Annotated in this window: 9 protein-coding genes; 3 read left to right on the top strand and 6 right to left on the bottom strand. The window is 39.3% G+C overall.

Going from position 1 to position 19,301, the window contains the following annotated elements:
• Positions 1-190: 190 nt before the first annotated feature.
• The gene (locus tag AOM43_RS07535) at positions 191-1,408 is read left to right on the top strand and encodes an amino acid permease (RefSeq protein WP_006339747.1); all 1,218 of its coding nucleotides are present in this window, start codon (positions 191-193) and stop codon (positions 1,406-1,408) included.
• A 62-nt stretch (positions 1,409-1,470) separates the two neighbouring features.
• Here the strand turns inward: AOM43_RS07535 and AOM43_RS07530 are convergent, their stop codons facing one another.
• A complete protein-coding gene (locus AOM43_RS07530; protein WP_059359716.1) occupies positions 1,471-11,715 on the bottom strand; it encodes a DUF3638 domain-containing protein in 10,245 nt (3,414 codons plus the stop codon).
• 229 nt (positions 11,716-11,944) lie between these two features.
• Between AOM43_RS07530 and AOM43_RS07525 the strand changes: the two genes are divergently transcribed.
• A complete protein-coding gene (locus tag AOM43_RS07525; protein ID WP_059359714.1) occupies positions 11,945-12,601 on the top strand; it encodes a hypothetical protein in 657 nt (218 codons plus the stop codon).
• Positions 12,602-12,619: 18 nt separating this feature from the next.
• Here the strand turns inward: AOM43_RS07525 and AOM43_RS07520 are convergent, their stop codons facing one another.
• On the bottom strand, positions 12,620-13,015 hold the full coding sequence (locus AOM43_RS07520; protein WP_059359712.1) for a hypothetical protein: 396 nt from the start codon (positions 13,013-13,015) through the stop codon (positions 12,620-12,622).
• 72 nt (positions 13,016-13,087) lie between these two features.
• On the opposite strand from AOM43_RS07520, the gene AOM43_RS07515 reads away from it, so the two are divergent.
• A complete protein-coding gene (locus AOM43_RS07515) occupies positions 13,088-13,411 on the top strand; it encodes a hypothetical protein (RefSeq protein WP_050784535.1) in 324 nt (107 codons plus the stop codon).
• A 1-nt stretch (position 13,412) separates the two neighbouring features.
• Here AOM43_RS07515 and proS read toward each other — a convergent pair whose 3' ends face one another.
• The 4 genes from proS to AOM43_RS07495 form a co-directional block, all read right to left on the bottom strand.
• A complete protein-coding gene (proS, locus tag AOM43_RS07510) occupies positions 13,413-14,930 on the bottom strand; it encodes a proline--tRNA ligase (protein ID WP_006339752.1) in 1,518 nt (505 codons plus the stop codon).
• Between the two features lie 98 nt (positions 14,931-15,028).
• Positions 15,029-16,576, bottom strand: a complete 1,548-nt coding sequence (locus tag AOM43_RS07505; RefSeq protein ID WP_059359710.1) for a DHA2 family efflux MFS transporter permease subunit — start codon at positions 16,574-16,576, stop codon at positions 15,029-15,031.
• Positions 16,566-17,825, bottom strand: coding sequence for an HlyD family secretion protein (locus AOM43_RS07500; protein ID WP_059359706.1), 1,260 nt, complete (start codon positions 17,823-17,825; stop codon positions 16,566-16,568). Before AOM43_RS07500 ends, AOM43_RS07505 begins: the two co-directional genes overlap by 11 nt.
• Positions 17,822-19,300, bottom strand: a complete 1,479-nt coding sequence (locus AOM43_RS07495; RefSeq protein WP_059359704.1) for an efflux transporter outer membrane subunit — start codon at positions 19,298-19,300, stop codon at positions 17,822-17,824. The genes AOM43_RS07500 and AOM43_RS07495 overlap by 4 nt, the downstream gene beginning before the upstream one ends.
• Between the last annotated feature and the right edge of the window lies 1 nt (position 19,301).

Raw genomic sequence — 19,301 nt, 5'->3', positions numbered from 1 at the left:
GAGCACGATGATGTCTTTATTACATCATAACTTACAATTCCTTTCTTTTGTCTCTTCCTGGCGTTAGCCTATCTATATTTTTCCCCACAATTCCTTTTAGTTTAAGTATTTAGCCGCTAACCGTTTTGGTTTTATATCCAAGGCTTAAGCCTTTTTTTTGACTATTTTATCAAATCATAAATCGAGATTGATGATGAGTTCTTTTGCAAAAGAAGGAAGCGCCACAGGTGGTGTTCTCCTAGTCGCAGGCTGCTGCATTGGCGCAGGCATGTTAGGTCTTCCTGTGGTCAGCGCACTGACAGGTTTTATTCCTGCTTCTTTAATTTTAATCGCGTCATGCTTCGTCATGATATGTACCGGTTTACTAGTTTTGGAGCTAACACTGAGCTTTGATCATGAGGTCAGTTTGATCAGCATGGCAAAAGCTACCCTTGGGCAAACAGGAAAATTTTTGACATGGATCCTATTCATTCTCCTTTTTTATTGCATTCTGGTGGCCTACGCCTCGGGGAGTGGTGAAATAGTCGCAAATGGATTCCACAAGCTTAATATTCCGATTTCTCATTCATTTGGCAGCCTATTTTCCATGTCTTTAGTTGCTTGTTTGATCTACCTGGGAACGCATGCGATAGATCGCCTTAATCGAATCCTTATGATAGGCCTTGTCGCCGCTTATGGGATTCTGATTTTACTCGGCATGCCCAACATTGAAATGCAATCTTTGCATGAAAAAGAATGGTCAACAGCCTTTGCCACCGTTCCTTTAATGTTGATATCATTTGGACATCATAATCTGATTCCAAGTCTGACAATCTACATGAAAAGAAACGTGAGCAAACTTCGTTTAGCCATTATTTTAGGAAATCTTATCCCCCTGGGGATTTATTTACTCTGGGAAGGGGTTATCTTAGGGATGCTGCCTCTACGCAATCATCCCCTTTTTTCTGAAACAGTTCAAAATCAAGATATGGCAAGTGGCCTATTGACGCACGCTACAGGATCTCCATATATTTTAACGGCCGTTAATTTATTCGCCTTTCTCGCCATTGCGACTTCTTTGATCACCACAGCACTAAGTTGCATTGATTTTCTCAGCGATGGATTAAGCGTCAAAAATGAAGGAAAAACACGCGCCTATTTATGCGCTGCGGTTCTGCTTTCACCTCTTCCTTTTGCCGTTACTTATCCCCATATTTTCCTGACAGCTCTTGGATATGCCGGAGGATTTATTACGGTGATTCTTTTTGGAGTTTTGCCTGCTTTAATGGCCTGGAGATCTCGCTATCATTTAAAACAAACGAGCCCCTTTGTTGTAAGGGGTGGAAAAACATCCCTGGCAATTATAATGACGATTTTTTTCGCCATCTTTATTCTGGAAATCTTTCGCCAATTTTCAATGTTAATGTAGGGTTCTCAAAATAAACATGTAGGGCTCTTCGTGGGGGGCCCTTCACTTGATAAAAGAATCTCTCAAACAACCTTATTTAAATGTGGGCACCATTTTTTAAAGAGTTCAACTTGGAACTTATTAGAACTTTGATTCAACCATTTCCAGTGAAATTTTACTTCTTCATGCGATAACTCCTCTAACCATTCTTTTAAAACATTCTCTTCCATTTTCGAATATGAAAAGTAACCAAGACGCCATTTTATTTGGACGATTTTGCGTATAAGTGCTGGGTTTGTAATATCTGGAATCTCTTCACCATATTCATTAATCATTATTCCCGCTGGATAACGTGCTCCATCTAGAAGAGAAAATACGGCGGCTTGTTGTCCTTTAATTTTCTCCAATGCAAAATGAAAATCTTCGGTACAAATTAAGGTCACTTCATCCTCAACGACTAGTATGCGTCCCAAAGGAGCCCCTGTCACCGTCGGCAATAGGGCTAAAACTAGTGCCATGTGTTTTGAAAACATCACATCTTCATCAAAGCCAGGAAGCGCATCAAGCTTTTCTTTTAGTCCCATGCTCGTACCGTCTATTCCTATTTGGTAAAACGGATACGAATCTTTTACGAAATCCCAATAATCATATTGATAATTGTGATAATTCCTATCCGCACGTTTTATGGCTGTCAATTGTTGTTGTTGCTGCTGCTGTTGCTGCTGTTGTTGTTGGGCTTCTTGAACTTGTGCTTGTGATGTAGCGACGGCAGACCCATTGTTGGGGACATGCTCTGGCAGGTACTTTTTGTGCATCTCTAGATGAGTCTTAAATGTTAATTCATAAGCATCAATTCTCTGCTTCATCTCCTCTAGCTGATTTTCTACAGAAGTAAAACGATGCTCGGCATACTCTAGAATTTCGGATTCACGCATTTCTTCTTTGATTTTTGCAATACGCTCTTCAATTTCTTCTAGGAGTTCTCTTTGTTGCTTAATCGTGTTGGCCATCTCTTTTTGAATAGGAATTAAGGAGGTTGGAGAATAGTCTCGAACAGGATGGCTTTCTTTAGAATTACATAAAAACTCTCGAACCACAAGATGAAGCTCTGTATCCAAAATCGTGTCAACTAGGCGACCTGCTGAATGAGAGGGATCCCAATAAGAGGCTGAATCTTTTTCAGGATGATGCTGACTGAGCAGATTGCGAATCCCAACCGGAATGATTGCTTGTATTTTTTCCTGGGCTGCTTTCAAATTAAGTCCCTTTTGGCTTTCAAGCGTCTGCTTTTTAATATCATTGAAAATATCTAGCCAAGTGATTTGATCTTTATCTTTCTGCGTTTCTTCATTAATCCGCTTAGCCACAGATCCGGGACATAAGAATTTTAAATGATGCTGCACCCCTAATCCTCGTAGCCTCCAGCAGGCTTGCACGGCGCTAGACATCGTCGTTGTTGGTCCATACACAACAACTCCATATCCTGTTGGGATGACAAAATCTGTCCCACGTGTATCTGGAGGTCCAAAATAAAACACACACTCTTTTTTAAATTTGGCATTCGAAGTGAGCATCTCCTGGATAGCAGTTTTTGAGATTTCTTGCGGTTCTTGCACTCCAGGACGCCAGATAAGGGGTTTCCGAGTTTCAGGGTCAATCAAGATATATATTCGATTTTTCCCCGCAGAAGTTTTGCGTAATTCATCAACCACCTGGACAGCATTTTTCCCACTAAATGACATTCCTTCATTGATCAAAGCCTTGCAGCTAGAATCTACCAGGTAACTAGCCATTTTAGCGATTAATTCGTCATCTGGAGCAACCTCAACTGGAGGTTTCTCTTTTCCTGCAATACGCAATAACGTTTCACCTTCAACTTGGCGGGGTGTGTAATCTGCTGTTTTTCCCTGCGTTTCAGGCAGAAGATAAGCATTTAATGTTCCGGTCATTCCTCCAAATTGTTGCCCATAAACTAATTCTTGAGCATTGATTACCATTTCTTCTTCGGAACGTTTGATTCTCTGAGACTCTAAAATCTCTGCTCGTAAAATAAGAAGCCTCTCTTTCCAGTTTTCTGGACGATTCAAAAACTTGATCAGATTTTTTTCCCCAGCGACAAAGGCTTGTCGAGAAATTTCTGAAAATTCATCTGGAAATTTCTCCCTTAAAGAACTCAAAGCTTGAGAAATCACACCTGTGGTAGGCAATTCGGAAACATAGGCTAAATAATGATTCACAATTACATCATACTCATCCCCATAAACCACATCTTTTTTATCCTGTCCACTCACCTGCGGGCCAACGGTAAATCCGTCTTCTTTTTTTACCGCAACATCAATACCAGGATTTTGATTTAATGCAATCGGCAGTGTAGTCTGCAAAATGTGCTTTAATGCACCCACATTTCTTTGAAAGCTGTCTTCTTCGTCTAAACTAGGCACCGGAAACTCTGGAGGAAGACTTTCTTTGTTTCCACATAGATATTCAACAAAAAGACTTTCTGAATCCGCATTTAAGCCACTAATAAGGGTTTGAAAATGATCATTTTTTAGAATTTCTTTTGCTAAAGCTGGCAAGAGGATCTCTTTAACATCTGATGTTCGTAATGCGGCTTGTTGTTTTGTCTGAATCGCTTCTCGCAGTTTTTTTACTTCGGAATCGGATGAAGTGTAGATAACTTCAACAAGGATTTCCATCATGTCAATTACAGTGCGATTCAAAGGAACGGATTTTCCTAAGGCCAGATTATCCTCATTAATCACATTGAGAACGTCATCTACCTCATCAATGATGGTCTGAGTGTCAAAACCAAAAAAGTTTGAATCTCCGTTGATGAGAGCCCGCATTTTTTCTAGCCAATAGACTTCTCTTTGCGGAGTATGTAACAAAGGCAATGCTTGCTCGATGTTACCTTGAACTTTCGCTTTTCTCACTTGTGCAGCCATCTCATCACGCAGTAGGCCTAGCCTGTGCTCAATGGAAGCTTTCGTATGCAGGGTTGTTAAAATGTAGCCTTTTTCTTCCTTTGCTTTTAACAAACGCAAGTACTGCTCCGCTAAAACCGCTGGAGTTGTTCCTGCATTTATATCAAATGTGAACTCACAAGCTGCTTGTTGCATCATCGCACGGGTACTCTGATCGAGGGATTCTAAATTATCTCTAAATAATTCTTCTTTAACGATTCCAACAGGTAATTGCCCTTTTTCTGCAATGAGGAGCAGCACAGTAGGAAGAATCACAGAAGTTTTTCCAAGTCCCATCCGCAGCTCATAATAGGCGGAGGGATTTTTCTCCATTTCTCGCGCCATATCCATTTGTTCTTGGCGTAAATAAATTTTATTTCGCCATTGTGTGACTAAAAATTTGCGATTAAAACGAGGATCAGCCAGTTTTCCTTTATCCGCTCCTTCCCCAACCAAGAATAACTCTCGATCAGAAGCCGCTTTGACCAGTTTTTGCAAGGCAAAGGCTTGTAAACTCCACTCTTGCATCCACTCATCATCTCGTTTTTTGAACTTTAAAAGTTGCTCCATTTGCATTAAGATCGCGTTTGTTGGTTGTCCTAACATTTCAGCTTCTGTATCGATCATTAAAAATTCCGAGATCTCTTTTTCCAAAGATGGAATATTTAACAGCAGGCTTTGGTACGCATTGATCGCATGATTAAGTAAAACAGCTTCTCCTACTGTTTCTTCATTTTTGACAGCCCATTGGATGTGTTTTGGGAGTTTCAGAAAATGTTCTTTCTTTCGTAAAAAACCTAAAATGGTTTCCCGTTTTCCTTGAGAAGCTTGCATCAGACCTTTTCTATGTAACTCGAAAATGTCTTTTAATGCTTTGAATGATTCCGGATCATAAATTTGATTTTGATCGTGGCTCATCGCAAGATTCTTGGCGGCACCTTGCACACCTTGCATAAGCAATTCATTTTCGTTCTGCTCAATCAATCCTTGAGAAGTTTGTAAAGCCTTTTGAATTTCTTGATGCGCATTTTCAATCCCTTCTGTAGAAATGAATGCTAATTTTGGGGGAGTGCTCACCAACAAATGGTCTGTCAAATCAGCAATTTTTGGATGCAAAATCTCACAAACACCAACCTCATCTATTTCTGGCCATTTGTCTTGGAACCTCTTTGATCGCAGTGTTTGCTCCAAAGCTTGAATCCGCTTACTCAACTCAGATTCGCGTAGTTCTGAAATCACATTCAGCCGATGCCTTGCTCGAATCGATTCGACAAATGCATGAATAGGAATCTGCTGAGCAGAAGAACATCCTCTTAAAAATTCGACAATAACAGGGCTGAGTACCGCACCAAATAGTAATGGATTTTTTCGCAAGTGTGTATGAAGGCGTTTTAAATCCAATAAATTTCGATTTGCTTCAAGAGCATAGAGAGTTCTTAAACTATTTTGAATTTGATCATCTACAAGATCTTCTGAAGCAACATTTTGCTCTTTTTCCTTTCTCTGAGATAAAACATGATGAATTTGATTATGGATCTGCGTCTTAGCTTGAATAAGCTCCCGATTATTCTTTCGAATTAATTTTACACCTAAAGACACTAAATGAGATGGCAGTTTTTGTTTGGCTTGATAAAGTTGATTAACATCAAATTTAAGCCTTTGTTTATCGCTATCAGGAAGCTCCGTCAAAGCGACCAAAAGAATCGCTAAAGATTCGATCTTCTGTGAATGCCCCACTGTCAGCAACGCCTTGGAACTTTTGATGATTCCCTTTATCCCTTTTACAAGACTTCCTCCTACAAGCTTTTCCATTTCAGTATTTGATCTGCTGTCCTTTTGTTCTAAAGGGGCGAATAAACCGATCAAATCTTCTTTTTTTAATTTTTTATCGATGACTAAATTCCAAAAACTAAAAAAATGTTCCGATAAAACATTTGAATCAAGATGATGAAGATTAGCCAAAAGTTCTTCAGGATGCTTCGGGGGTTTTTGCACACTTGCTAGCAAAAATTCACTTAGCTCCCCAATTGAAGCCTTGAGCTGCGTTTCGGTTAAGTCGAGTGGGGTTTCTTGCGCTTGCAAAGTTTTAAAATGGTCTTGCTCCTGAGTTAAATCACGCAAAGATTCAACTTGCACATGCCCAATTTCTTCAAGTTCTTCTTCAGTGAGGCGAAGCTCTTGAAAACTCTCTTTAATAAAACTTTCCAATGATTCTGGATTAAAAGTAGAGTGCTCAAAATGTTCTTCACGTTTTCTATATAAATCCGCAATATATTGAGAATCCCCGAGAAACGCTTGCCAATTTTCAGGGGAAAAATTCCCTTTCTGGCTTTGTTGTCGCACAATTTTCCGGCCACACAGTTCAGCCTTTAATTTCAGCGTAATGCTACGTACAGAATTGCCTGGCAACTTTTGAAAAAGTTCCATAACTTTCAAAAAGCTTTCTAATTCATCTGCAGATTCTAGCCTGCCTTGTAAAGCTTGCTCTAAAAAATAAAAGGCATGTTGATAATCTTGCTTAGTACCAAACAAATAAGCTAAGTATAAAAATCCTGCACTGGATCCTTGAGGAGGTAAACGATCTGAAAAGCGAACCTTTAGAGGCTTTGCAAGAGTCTCATTTTTATGAAATAACAAACTGCCCTGAGCATCTTTAGTAACCTCCTGGGGCCAAAGTAAAAGATGCATATCGCCGGTCTCAGGATCCGTTAAAGGCAATCCAAATTCCTCTAAAGAAGCATCTAATGAAGAGAGCAAACGCCTGGTTTTTTCATCTCCCCCAATATTCCACTCAAACCCTTGATAAGGCCCAGAAACAACTTTCCAGGGACCTTGTTTTTTGCTTTCTTTGAGATTTATTCCAAGACCTAAAAATCGAATTTCCGTAATCCTTTGAGCCCACTTACCTCGCAAAAACAGGATATCCTGACTGGCAGTCGGTCCCATCACTTTTGTTAATAAGTTGCGCCGCTCATTCACAACCTGTTGGCCTCGCTGATTTTTAATGGTTTTTAAACGACTTTTTTGGTCAAATTCTAAATAAAAAACGTCTTGAAGAGTTGTATTTGAGGCATTTAAAGGTAAAAAAGCTAAGCCTTTTTTTGGATGGCGACTATCCACCCACATTCCTTGGGAAGAAAGCTTCTGCTCAATTCCGGACAATGGCTTGTCAGTAACCTCAGCTTGAGGAAAGCAAAAGCGATACCATCGATCTTTTTTTAAACCGGTAGTCTCACTTGAAAATTTTTGCTCAATCACTGGAAGCTCATCACCCTGTCTGCAAAAAGCTCTAAATTGACGATTCTGATCATCTTCAAAATGATAAACGCGTTCATCCGCAGCCTTTCCAACTTGGGCAGTACCGTAAAACTTTTTATCGCCAAAAAGAAACTGATATTCAGAAGACTGCACTAAATCCTTCGGCAATCCTGTTTGGACGCCATTTGGCCTATTTCCTTCAATCAAAATAATTCGCATGGAAGAAATATCGACTTGTGTCTTTCCCTTTTCCCAAACGTGGGGACTCTTCCTATTGGGACTCCACCCTCCTGCACCAAGGATTATCCCTTGAGAGGTTTCTACAAATTTATCTAAAGTCATGCTCCAGTCATCAGCTGAATAGGTTTTTAGCATCCACGGAAAAAGTATTTTCTCTGCCCATTCGATGCCCATATGAGCCAAGAATGGAATGGTGACTTGTTCCTGCAAATTTTGCAGGCGATTTATGGCCAATAGCAAATTGGCACACGTGTTAGGATCTTTTAGCAAATCCAACTTTTCAGGAAAATTCGCATCAGCATGATTGGCAAAAAAGCTTACAAAATATGCCGAGAAATTTAATTGTTCTTCTGATGAAACGTTCTGATGCTGCAAACGCCCAAGCAAGTAAGTTAGATACCTCTTCTTACTCACGGGATTCTCCGTATAAAAACTCGGCAAACGTTCAGTTATCTCTTGAAGGACATCGGGATCTGCTGGAGGGGTTTGGAATTCTGAGACATAAGGGTCTTTAGAATCCTCATCAGTCCACTTCATAGCAGCTTGAGCATGGTTGACAATCTGCGAACACAAAAACAATAAAAACCCAGCCCGTTCATGATGGCCTTGTTGGATGGCTTGTTGAAGAGCTTCGTGCAATAGATCTGCCCGTTCTAAAAAATACTCTGGATATAAACGTAGGGCTCTTTGTATGACATGGGGACGGAAAAGGGCCGCGACTAGACGTCTTTGTTCATCAGGGCCCTCGAAAAAGTCAAATCTTTGCAAAGCCAGGTCTAAGATACTTTGAACATTTTTGGGGGAATAATCTCGACCATTTTCTTCTTTAACTTCTGTGGAGATCATCAACAAATCATCAACTGGATTTGAATCCTCCAACCCAAATAAATAATTTAAATTTGTTGCAGAACTATTCCCCTTCCCAAACATCCTCCCCCAACCATCTTCCAGATAAGGAGACTCTTTTGCACCCTGATAAGGTTCTGCTCTCTTGCCTAAAAAACCTCCAAAAAATCTAGCTTGTGGATTCCCCATTTCTGATGCATGAATGGTATGTTTTCGCTGAATATTAAAATTCACTTGCATGTGTCCAATCATGCCCTCTGCGGAAACTCCATACGGATTCATTATTGAGCGAAAACCACCCGGACTGTAAATTTCGCACATGTCCCATGCGGACTTGTTGTAGCGAAGCTCAAGCCTTTTCATTTTTCGTAAGGCTTTGAAAGTAGACTTATTCCATTTTTTTAATTGCTCATCCAGAATTTCTTTCTTCTTGACAGGAGAATCCGTTCTCACTTCCCTAATGTGAGTGAAAGTATTTTTCAAAGCAAAAATGGTTCCATTTGTCTCACCAAAAGAGGTATCAGGGAAGAGTTGAGAGACAAACATCGTTTGTGCACGCAACAAATCGACCATTTGACCTGGTAAATAGGGCACATGTAAACTTGAACTTTTTTTTCCAGCATAGCGACGATACAATGACTCCTCAATTAATAATTCTTCCATTATAGGTCGTACCTTATCACGCTCTTTGCCTTTATGATATAAATCATGGACTCTCTCTAATGAATTTATGCTCAATCCGAAAGATGAGTCTTTTCTAGCTGCAGCTTCTTTGAAGTAATGTCGAATCAATGTAAACTTTTCTTCTAAATCTGGACTCAAAGAAGGCTTGAGATGTTTTTCGAGAATGAGTTTTTCGATCAAAAGATCGTAATTTATATCACTGCGAATAAGATAAATCGCAAGATCTTCGTAGCTTAATGTTTCTTTAATTTTCTCTCTTTTTTGTGGGTCCTTTAAAGCATTTAAATCCAATTGACCCGGATAAATCGATTCAATATAAGTTTTTCGATCTTCAATTAACCTCAGCAAAACTGCTTGCTGGTTAATGGCGTGCACCCAGTCGCTTGCAGTGAGCGGCATATCTGCTGTTTTAATTTTAGCTTCCCAAAAAAAGTGAGAAAATTTTTCTAACGATGCGCTAAATTGATCCAAAAGCTGGCTATTTCCTTGATCAAGACACACTTGATATAAAATATCATAGAATGTCTCAGCCCGACCAGGATCACCACTGATTGGAAGAGGAAGATGAGACATCACCGAGCGATAAAGCTCTTTGGCTGCCTGATATTTCTTTTGGTCAACTAACTCATCGAGACGTCCTGCAATCGTTTTTAATTGCTCTAACGTGGCTTCCACATTTTCCATGGAAGGGTTTTCAAACCTTTCTTGAATTTCAGACACCATTTTCAAATCGAATGCTAGAATTTCCTTCGAAGATATTTTTTGCGTTTTGGCTTGAATGGAAAACCCCTCAGGAACTTTTAAAAAGGTTGGAACACTTTTGACTTTGGTAAAAAGAGCAAGCCTCTTTTTTTGATAGGCAGCTTCTTTTCTTTCTAACTTCGTTAACTCTCCTTTTAATTGTTCTATTCTTTTCGTGTAGGATGAAAAAGCACTGTTTGGGCCAAAAATAATGTCTTTAAATTCAATATCTCCAGAAGCTTTTCCCAATTGCCGCTCTAATCTCTTTTGATCTTTTTCCAGTTGATGAAGCCATTTTCGCTTTTCCTCTTCTCTCAATTGTGGTAATGCCTTGAGAACTTTTTCTAAGCGATCATTGAGAATTGCTAGTGTGAAGACAGCTTTTTCTGCCGCTGCAGAGCCGGAAAATTGCAAACGAATAGTTTCATGTACGAGTTGCTGAGGATCTCGATTCACTTTCATGCGACGTTGAGGGCTTGGTTCTAAAAACACTGCGCCAGAAGTTCCCCAAATCCCTTGTCTGAAGGCTTCCACAGTGGTAGGGATTCCTTCTCCTTCACCCAGGACTTCGCTTTCCCCTAGATTTTGAGCTCCTTTACCTTTCAGAGCCATCCATTTTAAATAGGCCAAACGGTAAACATTGTCCTTTTTAAAATCTTGTGAATCAGTGGTTTTCTCAGTCAAACCTAAAATAGGAGCTAAATATACACTTAACTTGTCAGCATCAATCCCATCTTTCCATCCAAAATCGTGGGAAACAGCTGCATTTTTTTGTCCATAAGTCAACTCGGTCAAGGCCAAATAACCTTCGGGATGACGATAAAATGCTAAAAGGACGGGCTCAAAAGCACGATCTTTCCAGTAGCCTGTGGGAATGAGCATCAAATTGACAGCACGATCTACATCTTCGACTTTTTCAAAGCGTTCTAAGATTTGCTCCGCGTATTTTTTAGCTAGGGTCTGCTTAGATCCTGTTTCTTGTCCTTTGCCCGTTTCGATCGCTTCTTTAAATTGTGCTGCCAAGGTGAATTCTTCCCCCAAAGGAAGGAGCGAATCATCCTCAGATTTTAAATCCAATGCATCTTTACTCCACTCTAAAGCTGTCAAAAAAGCTCTTTTATCATGCGGGCTTTGTACAAGATCTAAGCCTGAGATATCGTATTTTTTTAAAAAGAGGAGACGTCCTAAAAGACTTAGGGGATGCACAGCAACATTCCACAATAGTTTGATAACAGGCACATTGCTTGGCCAAGTGTCCAATAGAGACTGCCGTATTTCTTTGATTGATCGGAAATTTTTTGGAAGCGCACGAGCTGTCGCAGAAACGATTTTTATACGAAGATCTTCAGGAAGAGCTTGTTTGAGTTCAGAACTTAATTTTTGAACTTGCTGATCTTGATTGATCTCAAACGTAATGGCGCTTAGATCTTTCACGTTAAGCTTTAAATTTTTAATCGGTTTTTCTTTTACCTGACCTAAAACATCTTCAATAATCTGAATAAGGCGTGCATCATTAAGGGGAGCGTTAGCTTCGACCTGCATAGACATTTGAAATTGCTGGTCTTGTTTTGAATAAAGAATAATTGTTTTTTCCATTAGTTTTCCTGAGACAAAAAAATAATATTTTAACGTGGTATTTTTATTATAACATCACATTCATTTATTAAAATAATCGATAATTAAAGATTTTAGAATTTTCCGATTTTATGAATGTAAAGAGCGTACCTGCTATGAAAAACTGGAGCAATTAGAAGAGTTTTAAATTATTATGATTAATTAACAATAATTGTATAATAATAATTATTATTAACAATGGAGTTCCCCTATGGTCAATTTTAATCCCGATTCTATTAAATTTTCGGCCCAACTTTTTATACCACCTCCCAGTTCAGAAAAAGCTAAAGCCAAAGACAAGCGCATACAACTTCTTTTTAAAGATAAAGTTCAGGCTTTTGATCAAGATTATCAAAAAAAATTGAATGTTGAAGGCAGAGTGAAAATCTACGAAAAAAAACCTTCCTTTTGGTTCATTACTCGACTTTTTTCAACAAGAATTCAGACAGAAGATGGCAAATGGGTTGTTTTAAATAAAGCAAACCTACGAAAAGAATTAAAAATAGATAAAAATGAATTTAATAAATTCAATCATAAAGGTGTTTTTGATTTAGATTATATCAAAAGACATGTTTCAATTGAATTTAATCTAAATGATACTTTTAAAAACTTCGATAATTTTAAAAATAATATAGTCACCCATCGACGTTTTCTGAATACGCTAAAAGAAATTACAGAATCCTTAGACAAAAAAACCCCTTCAGAGAGAAAAATATTCGATTTGATTGATCCATTTGTTAAAGAGAACGAGAATTTAATCGAAGAAATTAGGAAAAACAAAAATAGCAATCCCCCAGTATTCGCAGAAAAAGTGGCTATTTTACATGAGCGTGTGGCTGAGCTCAAAAAAAAGCTTGAACTAGAATAAATTCTAATCGATACCTTATTAATTTAAAAGCACGGTCGGAAATAGCAGAAAAATAGCGAGTATACAAATGCTGATTAGGAGACAGCCAATCAACAAGATTGGGTATTTAGGTTTTACTTGGTTCGTTTCTTTAACCATCTCCAAGGCTTGAACTTCTCCCCAAAGAGGTTCAAGTTCTTTTTTTGCCGTTTTTTTTAGTTTTTCAGCTGTCGCGCCTTTTAAAAACATGCCGGCCATCGGGATTTCTTCCATAAAACGATCAAAAACTCTCTCAATTGACTGATCAAGTAATAGGGAAAATTTTTCCTCTTTGTTTAAAATTTCAGGGATTCTATTTTCCTTTTTTTGCCTTAACAACCAAACCAAGGCAAACACAGCACATATTCCCGTCATTAAAGCAAAGTAGAGTGTCATTATAATCCCTTATTCTTTTTTTGCTTGAAAAAGCCAACTCCTTTAAAATTAACGGAAAAAAGGAGTAATCCCATGTTTGATCATGATTCTTTAGAAGAAAAAATCCAGAAAAATACGTTTAAAATCGAAGAACTTTCTATTCACATCGAATCAATCGATCGCCAAATTAATACCCTTCTTGAGGAAGAGCTCAAAGTCACACCTGAACAATTAAGCCAATTCATTCAGACAAAAGATCATTTTACCGAAGAAAATTGGAATCAAATGCAAGAGGAAAAAGCAAGGTTATCTGCTAAGCTAGAAACTGATCTCAAAAGCATCCGCAATCCCCAACAACAACAAAAACGTTATGCTGAGCGTGCCGTTGTTGGGAATCACTGGCTGTTTGTGAGATAGCTTAGTAAGATTTTGCTAAAATCACATCTAACTTAGCTTTTTTGCCTGTCAAAATGCAAGTGCCTTCTGTTTCTGACTGCTCTAAAGGCAGGCAACGAATGGTCACTTTTAAATCATCCAACATTTTTTCTGTTTCTGGATCTCCACACCATTTCGCTAAAACAAATCCACCATGAATCTCGGGTTTATCTGCATTTTTCGGTGTGAAAAATTGTTTGAGCTCTTCAAATGTATGGATGTCTCTTCGAATATGGGAATCTCTGAATTGCAAAGCTTGTGCAAAATAGTTATTTTGCATGTCTTCTAATATCAAAGGCAATTTTTGACTTAACTCCGCTACAGGAATTGTGATCTTAGTTTTGTGCGGCTGGTCACGTCGACAGAGTGTTACAACTTGGTTTTCTACGTCTCTTGGTCCTATCTCGATACGAATCGGAACCCCTTTCTTAATCCACTCCCAATTTTTCTCGCCACCGCGTAAATCTCTTTTATCCACATGAACAGAAATTGGCTGACCATTAAATGTGGAAGAGCGCAACTCCTGAGCAACCTTCTCCGCCTGCCCTAACACTGCGGCTTCATGCTCAGGTTTTGGCATGATAGGGAGAATGACAACTTGTCGATGCGCAATTTTAGGAGGTAGGCGAATTCCATCGTCATCGCCATGTGTCATAATCAAGGCGCCAATCAAACGCGTTGTAATACCCCAAGAAGTGGTATGCCCGTATTCGGTTTCACCATCTTTATTGCTAAAACGAATATTTGAAGCTTTGGCAAAATTCTGCCCTAAAAAGTGAGAAGTCCCCCCTTGCAAAGCTTTGCGATCTTGTACCATCATTTCAATGGTATATGTGCTGACCGCACCTGGAAATCTTTCGCCTGGAGATTTTTCTCCTGTGATCACAGGAATCGCTAAGATGTTTTCTACAAATTCTCGGTACACTTCCAACATCTTTAACGTTTCTTCAAAAGCTTCTTCAGATGAAGCATGCACAGTGTGCCCTTCTTGCCACAAAAATTCCGCCGTACGCAAAAATATACGTGGGCGCATTTCCCAACGCACAACATTTGCCCATTGGTTAATTAAAAGAGGTAAATCGCGATAGGATTCTACCCATCTAGAAAATGATTCTCCGATAATAGTTTCAGAAGTTGGCCGCACGATTAAAGGCTCTTCCAGCTCACCTGTAGGGATCAATTTCCCATTTCTCTCTTCTAGACGATGATGGGTGACAACCGCACATTCTTTGGCAAATCCTTCGACATGAGCTGCTTCTTTTTCCAAAAAACTGAGTGGGATAAACAAAGGAAAATAGGCATTTTCATGTCCTGTACTTTTGATTTTTTGATCGAGGTACTTTTGCATGTTTTCCCAAATACCATAACCCCATGGCTTAATAACCATGCAACCCCGGACGGGCGAATTTTCAGCAAGGTCAGCCGCTTTTACAACCTGCTGATACCACTCTGGATAGTTTTCTTCACGAGTTGGGCTAATTGCATTTTTTTCTTGGGACATATGAATTCCTAAATAAAAGAGTGTGTTGAATAATGAAATAAAGCATACAAGAACATTGCAAAAACAACAAGATGGACGACAATTGAATTCTCATTCTATCAATGCTGAACGGATTGGGAGACATCTACTTGGTGCTTATGAACAGGCTTGCAAAACAAAAGAATAGGAACCATAAAAATAAATGTCCATGCTACCATCCATGATAAGTCATTGGTTGCAAGCATATAAGCTTGCTGAGCGATTTCCATGTCAAAAACGCGATCGATGACACCTCTTGTAAAATTTGACGAAATATGCGGAAGCTGTTCATATAGCTGGATAACTTGAGGATCGTAAAGAGTAGTCAATTCAGTTAAACGTCCATGATGAAAAATTTCAAGACGATCCCACAAAGCAACTGATAGAGAGGTTCCAAAACCACTACCAACTAGAATACGAATAAAATTGAACAAACCAGAAGCTCTCGCATAATCTGCGTTGGGAATATTGCCTAATGATAATTGCACTAAGGGAATAAAAAATATGGCTAAACCAAGTCCCTGAAAAAGCCGAACGAGCATGATGTGTTGAATGCTGACTTCTGAAATGAAGTTCGCCTGCATAAAAAATCCGAATGCAAACAAACAAAAGCATAGAGCTGTCCATAATCGTAGATCTAATATTTGAAGATATTGCCCGACAAAAAAGCTTAAAAGGACGGGAAAAATGCCTATAGGGGCAACCGCCAAACCAGCCCGATAAGCTGTATACCCCTGTACAGTTTGCAGCCAAAGCGGAATCACCACTGTGCTCGAAAAAAATGCTAAAAAGCCAAGTGTTGTAACAATCGTCCCAATCGTAAAATTTCGATCCGCAAAAAATTTAAAGCTAACGATAGGAAAGGGTTGATAGTAGGTCCAGATAATAAAATACGATATTCCAATGGCGGATATTATTCCTAAGATTCGAATCGCATTCGAGTCAAACCAATCAAAGTCTTCCCCTTTGTCTAACATCACTTGCAAACAAGCCACGCCTACCGTCAGAAAAAAGAGCCCGACCCAATCAATCGGATTGCGAACAATGTCACTTTCACGATCACTGAGTAGCAAGGCAACGATGACACCTGACAAAATTCCAATAGGCACGTTGATATAAAAAATCCACGGCCATGAATACTCTTCGGTTAAATATCCCCCTAAAATAGGACCGACAACAGGAGCAACCACCACTACCATTGCCCAAAAGCCCAAGGCTGCCCCCCTTTTTTCTGGAGGATTATTTGTGACAATCAAACTTTGAGATAGAGGAATTAAAGATCCTGCAACAGCTCCTTGCAAAACTCTAAAAATCACAAGCATGGTCAGATCAGTAGCAAGCCCACACATAAAGGAGGTCAAACTAAATAAAAAAACCGAATAGACAAATAGCCTTACTCTCCCAAAATAGTCAGATAACCATCCTGTCAAAGGCAACACAATGGCATTACTTGCCGCAAATGAGGTGATCACCCAAGTTCCGTCATTAGCACTTACGGCTAAAGACCCCGCAATATAAGGAATCGACACATTAGCGATGGAGGTATCCAAAATTTGAATAAACGTACCCAAGCCCAAGGCAATATTTAGTAATAATAACCTTGGTCCTGTCAGTAACTCATCTTTCATTGCAATCAACTTGGCAAACGTTTGTAAAAATCGTCTTGACGATCTCATCCATACGAGTATCTAATTCTGTAAAATCGAGTTCAAAAACTCCGGTAGCAGCAACAGGATGTGTTTTAATTTCTTCGACTAGCATAGGTAGAGATGTATCTGTGACATCCACTGTCACATAAGCTGAAAGACCTAACCGCAAAGGAAATTCTTTCATTTTTTTAGGATCTAGCCCAATTCTTACAGGGAGTCTTTGTACAATCTTAATCCAGTTTCCCGTTGCATTTTGAGGAGGAATCAAAGAAAAAACACTACCTGTACCTGAGGCTATACCTAAAACGACGCCGTCAAATTTGGCACATCTTCCATAAATATCAAATGTAACCGTCGCGGGTTGCCCCACACGCATATGTGTGAGTTCGGTTTCTTTAAAATTGGCATCCACCCACATGTAATCCTGAGGAATGATGGCCATTAAATAACTTTGGGGTGTAACTGCTTGCCCAACCTCCACAGTTCGTTTCGCGATATGACCTCGGCAAGGAGCATAAATAGAACAGTGTTTTAGATTGTAGTAGGCTTGACGAACGGCTTTTCTTTGGGTAAGCAAAATTGGATGCTCCTCCATGGCTGTGTTCCCTGCCGCGTCAACTGCCACCTGCAATTGATTAAGCGCTTGTTGATAGTCCAGTTTTGCAGTCAGAAAAGCATCACGAGAATGTGTGTAATCCTCATTTGTAACGGCTTTGATATCCACCAGATTTTTTCTGTTTAAAAAATCGTATTGTGCACGCTTCAATTGCACCTTTCGATTTTCAACGGTCGATTGATTGACTTTCACGGTATCATAGATCTGCATCACCTGCAGCACTGTTGAAGATAGCCGTGTAAGTTCTTGTTCATATTGAACTTGATAAAGTGTTGGATCAAGTAAAACTAATAGCTGACCTGTCTCTACTAAATCGGTGTCGTCTGCAAAAAACGCAATAGGAGTTCCAGCAATGACACTTGTGACATTCACTAGATTGCCATTCACATATGCATCATCAGTCGACTGGTGAAATCTGAAATAGGCGAGCCATAACACTAACCAAACCAGTGCAATGAGCAAAATAACAACGGTCAGAATAATGAGGGGTTTCTTCCGATTTTTCGCACTTTCTTTGAATTGTTTTTGTTTTTCATCTTGAGCCGCTTGAGTTTCATCATTGGGCATTGGTGTAAGATTTTCTTCTATAGGAGTTTGATTTTGTGTTGTCATGATGCATTCTCTTCGCAGATGTCATATCCACCACCTAATGCTTTGATTAAGTTTAGAATGGCGGAAAAAGTGTTATTCAGGGCAACAGCTTCATTGTCTAAGGCTGTAATATATGTTTCCTCGCTTAAATGTATATCGATAAGCGAGCTTAGGTTATTTTTAATGCGTTGTTTAACAAGATCTAAAGCTTTACGCTGAATATCAGCATCCTGTCTAGCTTCTTGTAGCCTTATATAGCTTTGCTTAACAATGACAAGTGCATCCAAAACTTCCTGGACTGCATTGATCACTCTTTGGTTATATTCAAAAATCGCAAGGTCATAATTGACTTCACTTCCCCGCAAATTTGCCGTTAGCAATCCCCCATCGAAGATGGGTAAGGTATATGCGGGTTCAAAGTCATAGACGGAACTTCTGGCTTCAAATAACTTTTTAAAATGAATGGTTTGAAAACCCAAAAGAGTTGTTAAATTGAAATCGGGATAAAAACCCGCCTGTGCGATTTTTATTTGCCTGCCAGCAGACTCTAACATCCAAAGCTGCGAAATAATATCGGGTCGATGAGCAATCAAGTGTAAAGGCAAAACATTGGGTAGTGGAACTTTTGGCAAGGCTTTATTTGGAATAGAGATATATTCAATTTCTGTATCAAACTCACCTCCGATGTAGCTTTGGACCTGCAATTCATCATGCAAAGCACTTTGTACACGTTGTGATAAGGTCTGTCTAGCCGCCGTAAGAAGATCTTCAGTTTGATAAAGATTTAAATTGCTATCAAGATTATGTGTAATACGGTTTTTAATGAGATTAAGGTTATTTTCTCTAATTTGCACAAGCCGCTCTGTTAATTCTTTTCGATAGCGATCGGTTTGCAGCTGAAAATAAGATTGAGCAAGTGAAATGCTCACTGTTAATTCTGTAAAAATCCGATCCGCTAATGAAGCTTGCAACTCTCCAAGGGCAGCTCGATAAGTATTTCGGCGTTTTTCCCAAAGATCAAAATCGTATGTCAAAAAGAAGTTAAAATCGTACTGTGTGAAATAAAAAGGAATGGGTACTGCAACTGGAGGAATCACTCCCACTGGCGGGGGAGAAGCCTGTGCGGGAATGAGCGATGTTTTACTTAATTTTTCCCGTTGCACATCAACTTCGTTGTAGACATTTGGATATAAATAGGACCTTTGCACATCTGAACGATAGAGCGCGGAATAAACTTTTGCTTTCGCAGACTGTAGAGAGGGATTATTCGAAAGAGCTCGATTAATGAGATCTGTCAATTGATCATCGTTAAAAATTGTCCACCATTCTTGAGGAACCCATTCCGTTTTTTCAAACAAAGGAAGATCCTCAACATCTTGAACCGCTTTTATCAATGGGGCATCTGGAATCTCAATTCCTGAGGCAGACGGGATACGATTTGAACAGCCGCTCAAGAATAATAAGCAGCCTAAAAAAATACGGACTAAAAGTTTCATG

It is taken from the genome of Parachlamydia acanthamoebae, assembly GCF_000875975.1.
In the GTDB taxonomy this organism is placed as follows: Bacteria; Chlamydiota; Chlamydiia; order Chlamydiales; family Parachlamydiaceae; genus Parachlamydia; species Parachlamydia acanthamoebae.
The sequence above is the reverse complement of the archived record's forward strand: the minus strand, read 5'-3'. Positions and strand labels throughout refer to the sequence as shown.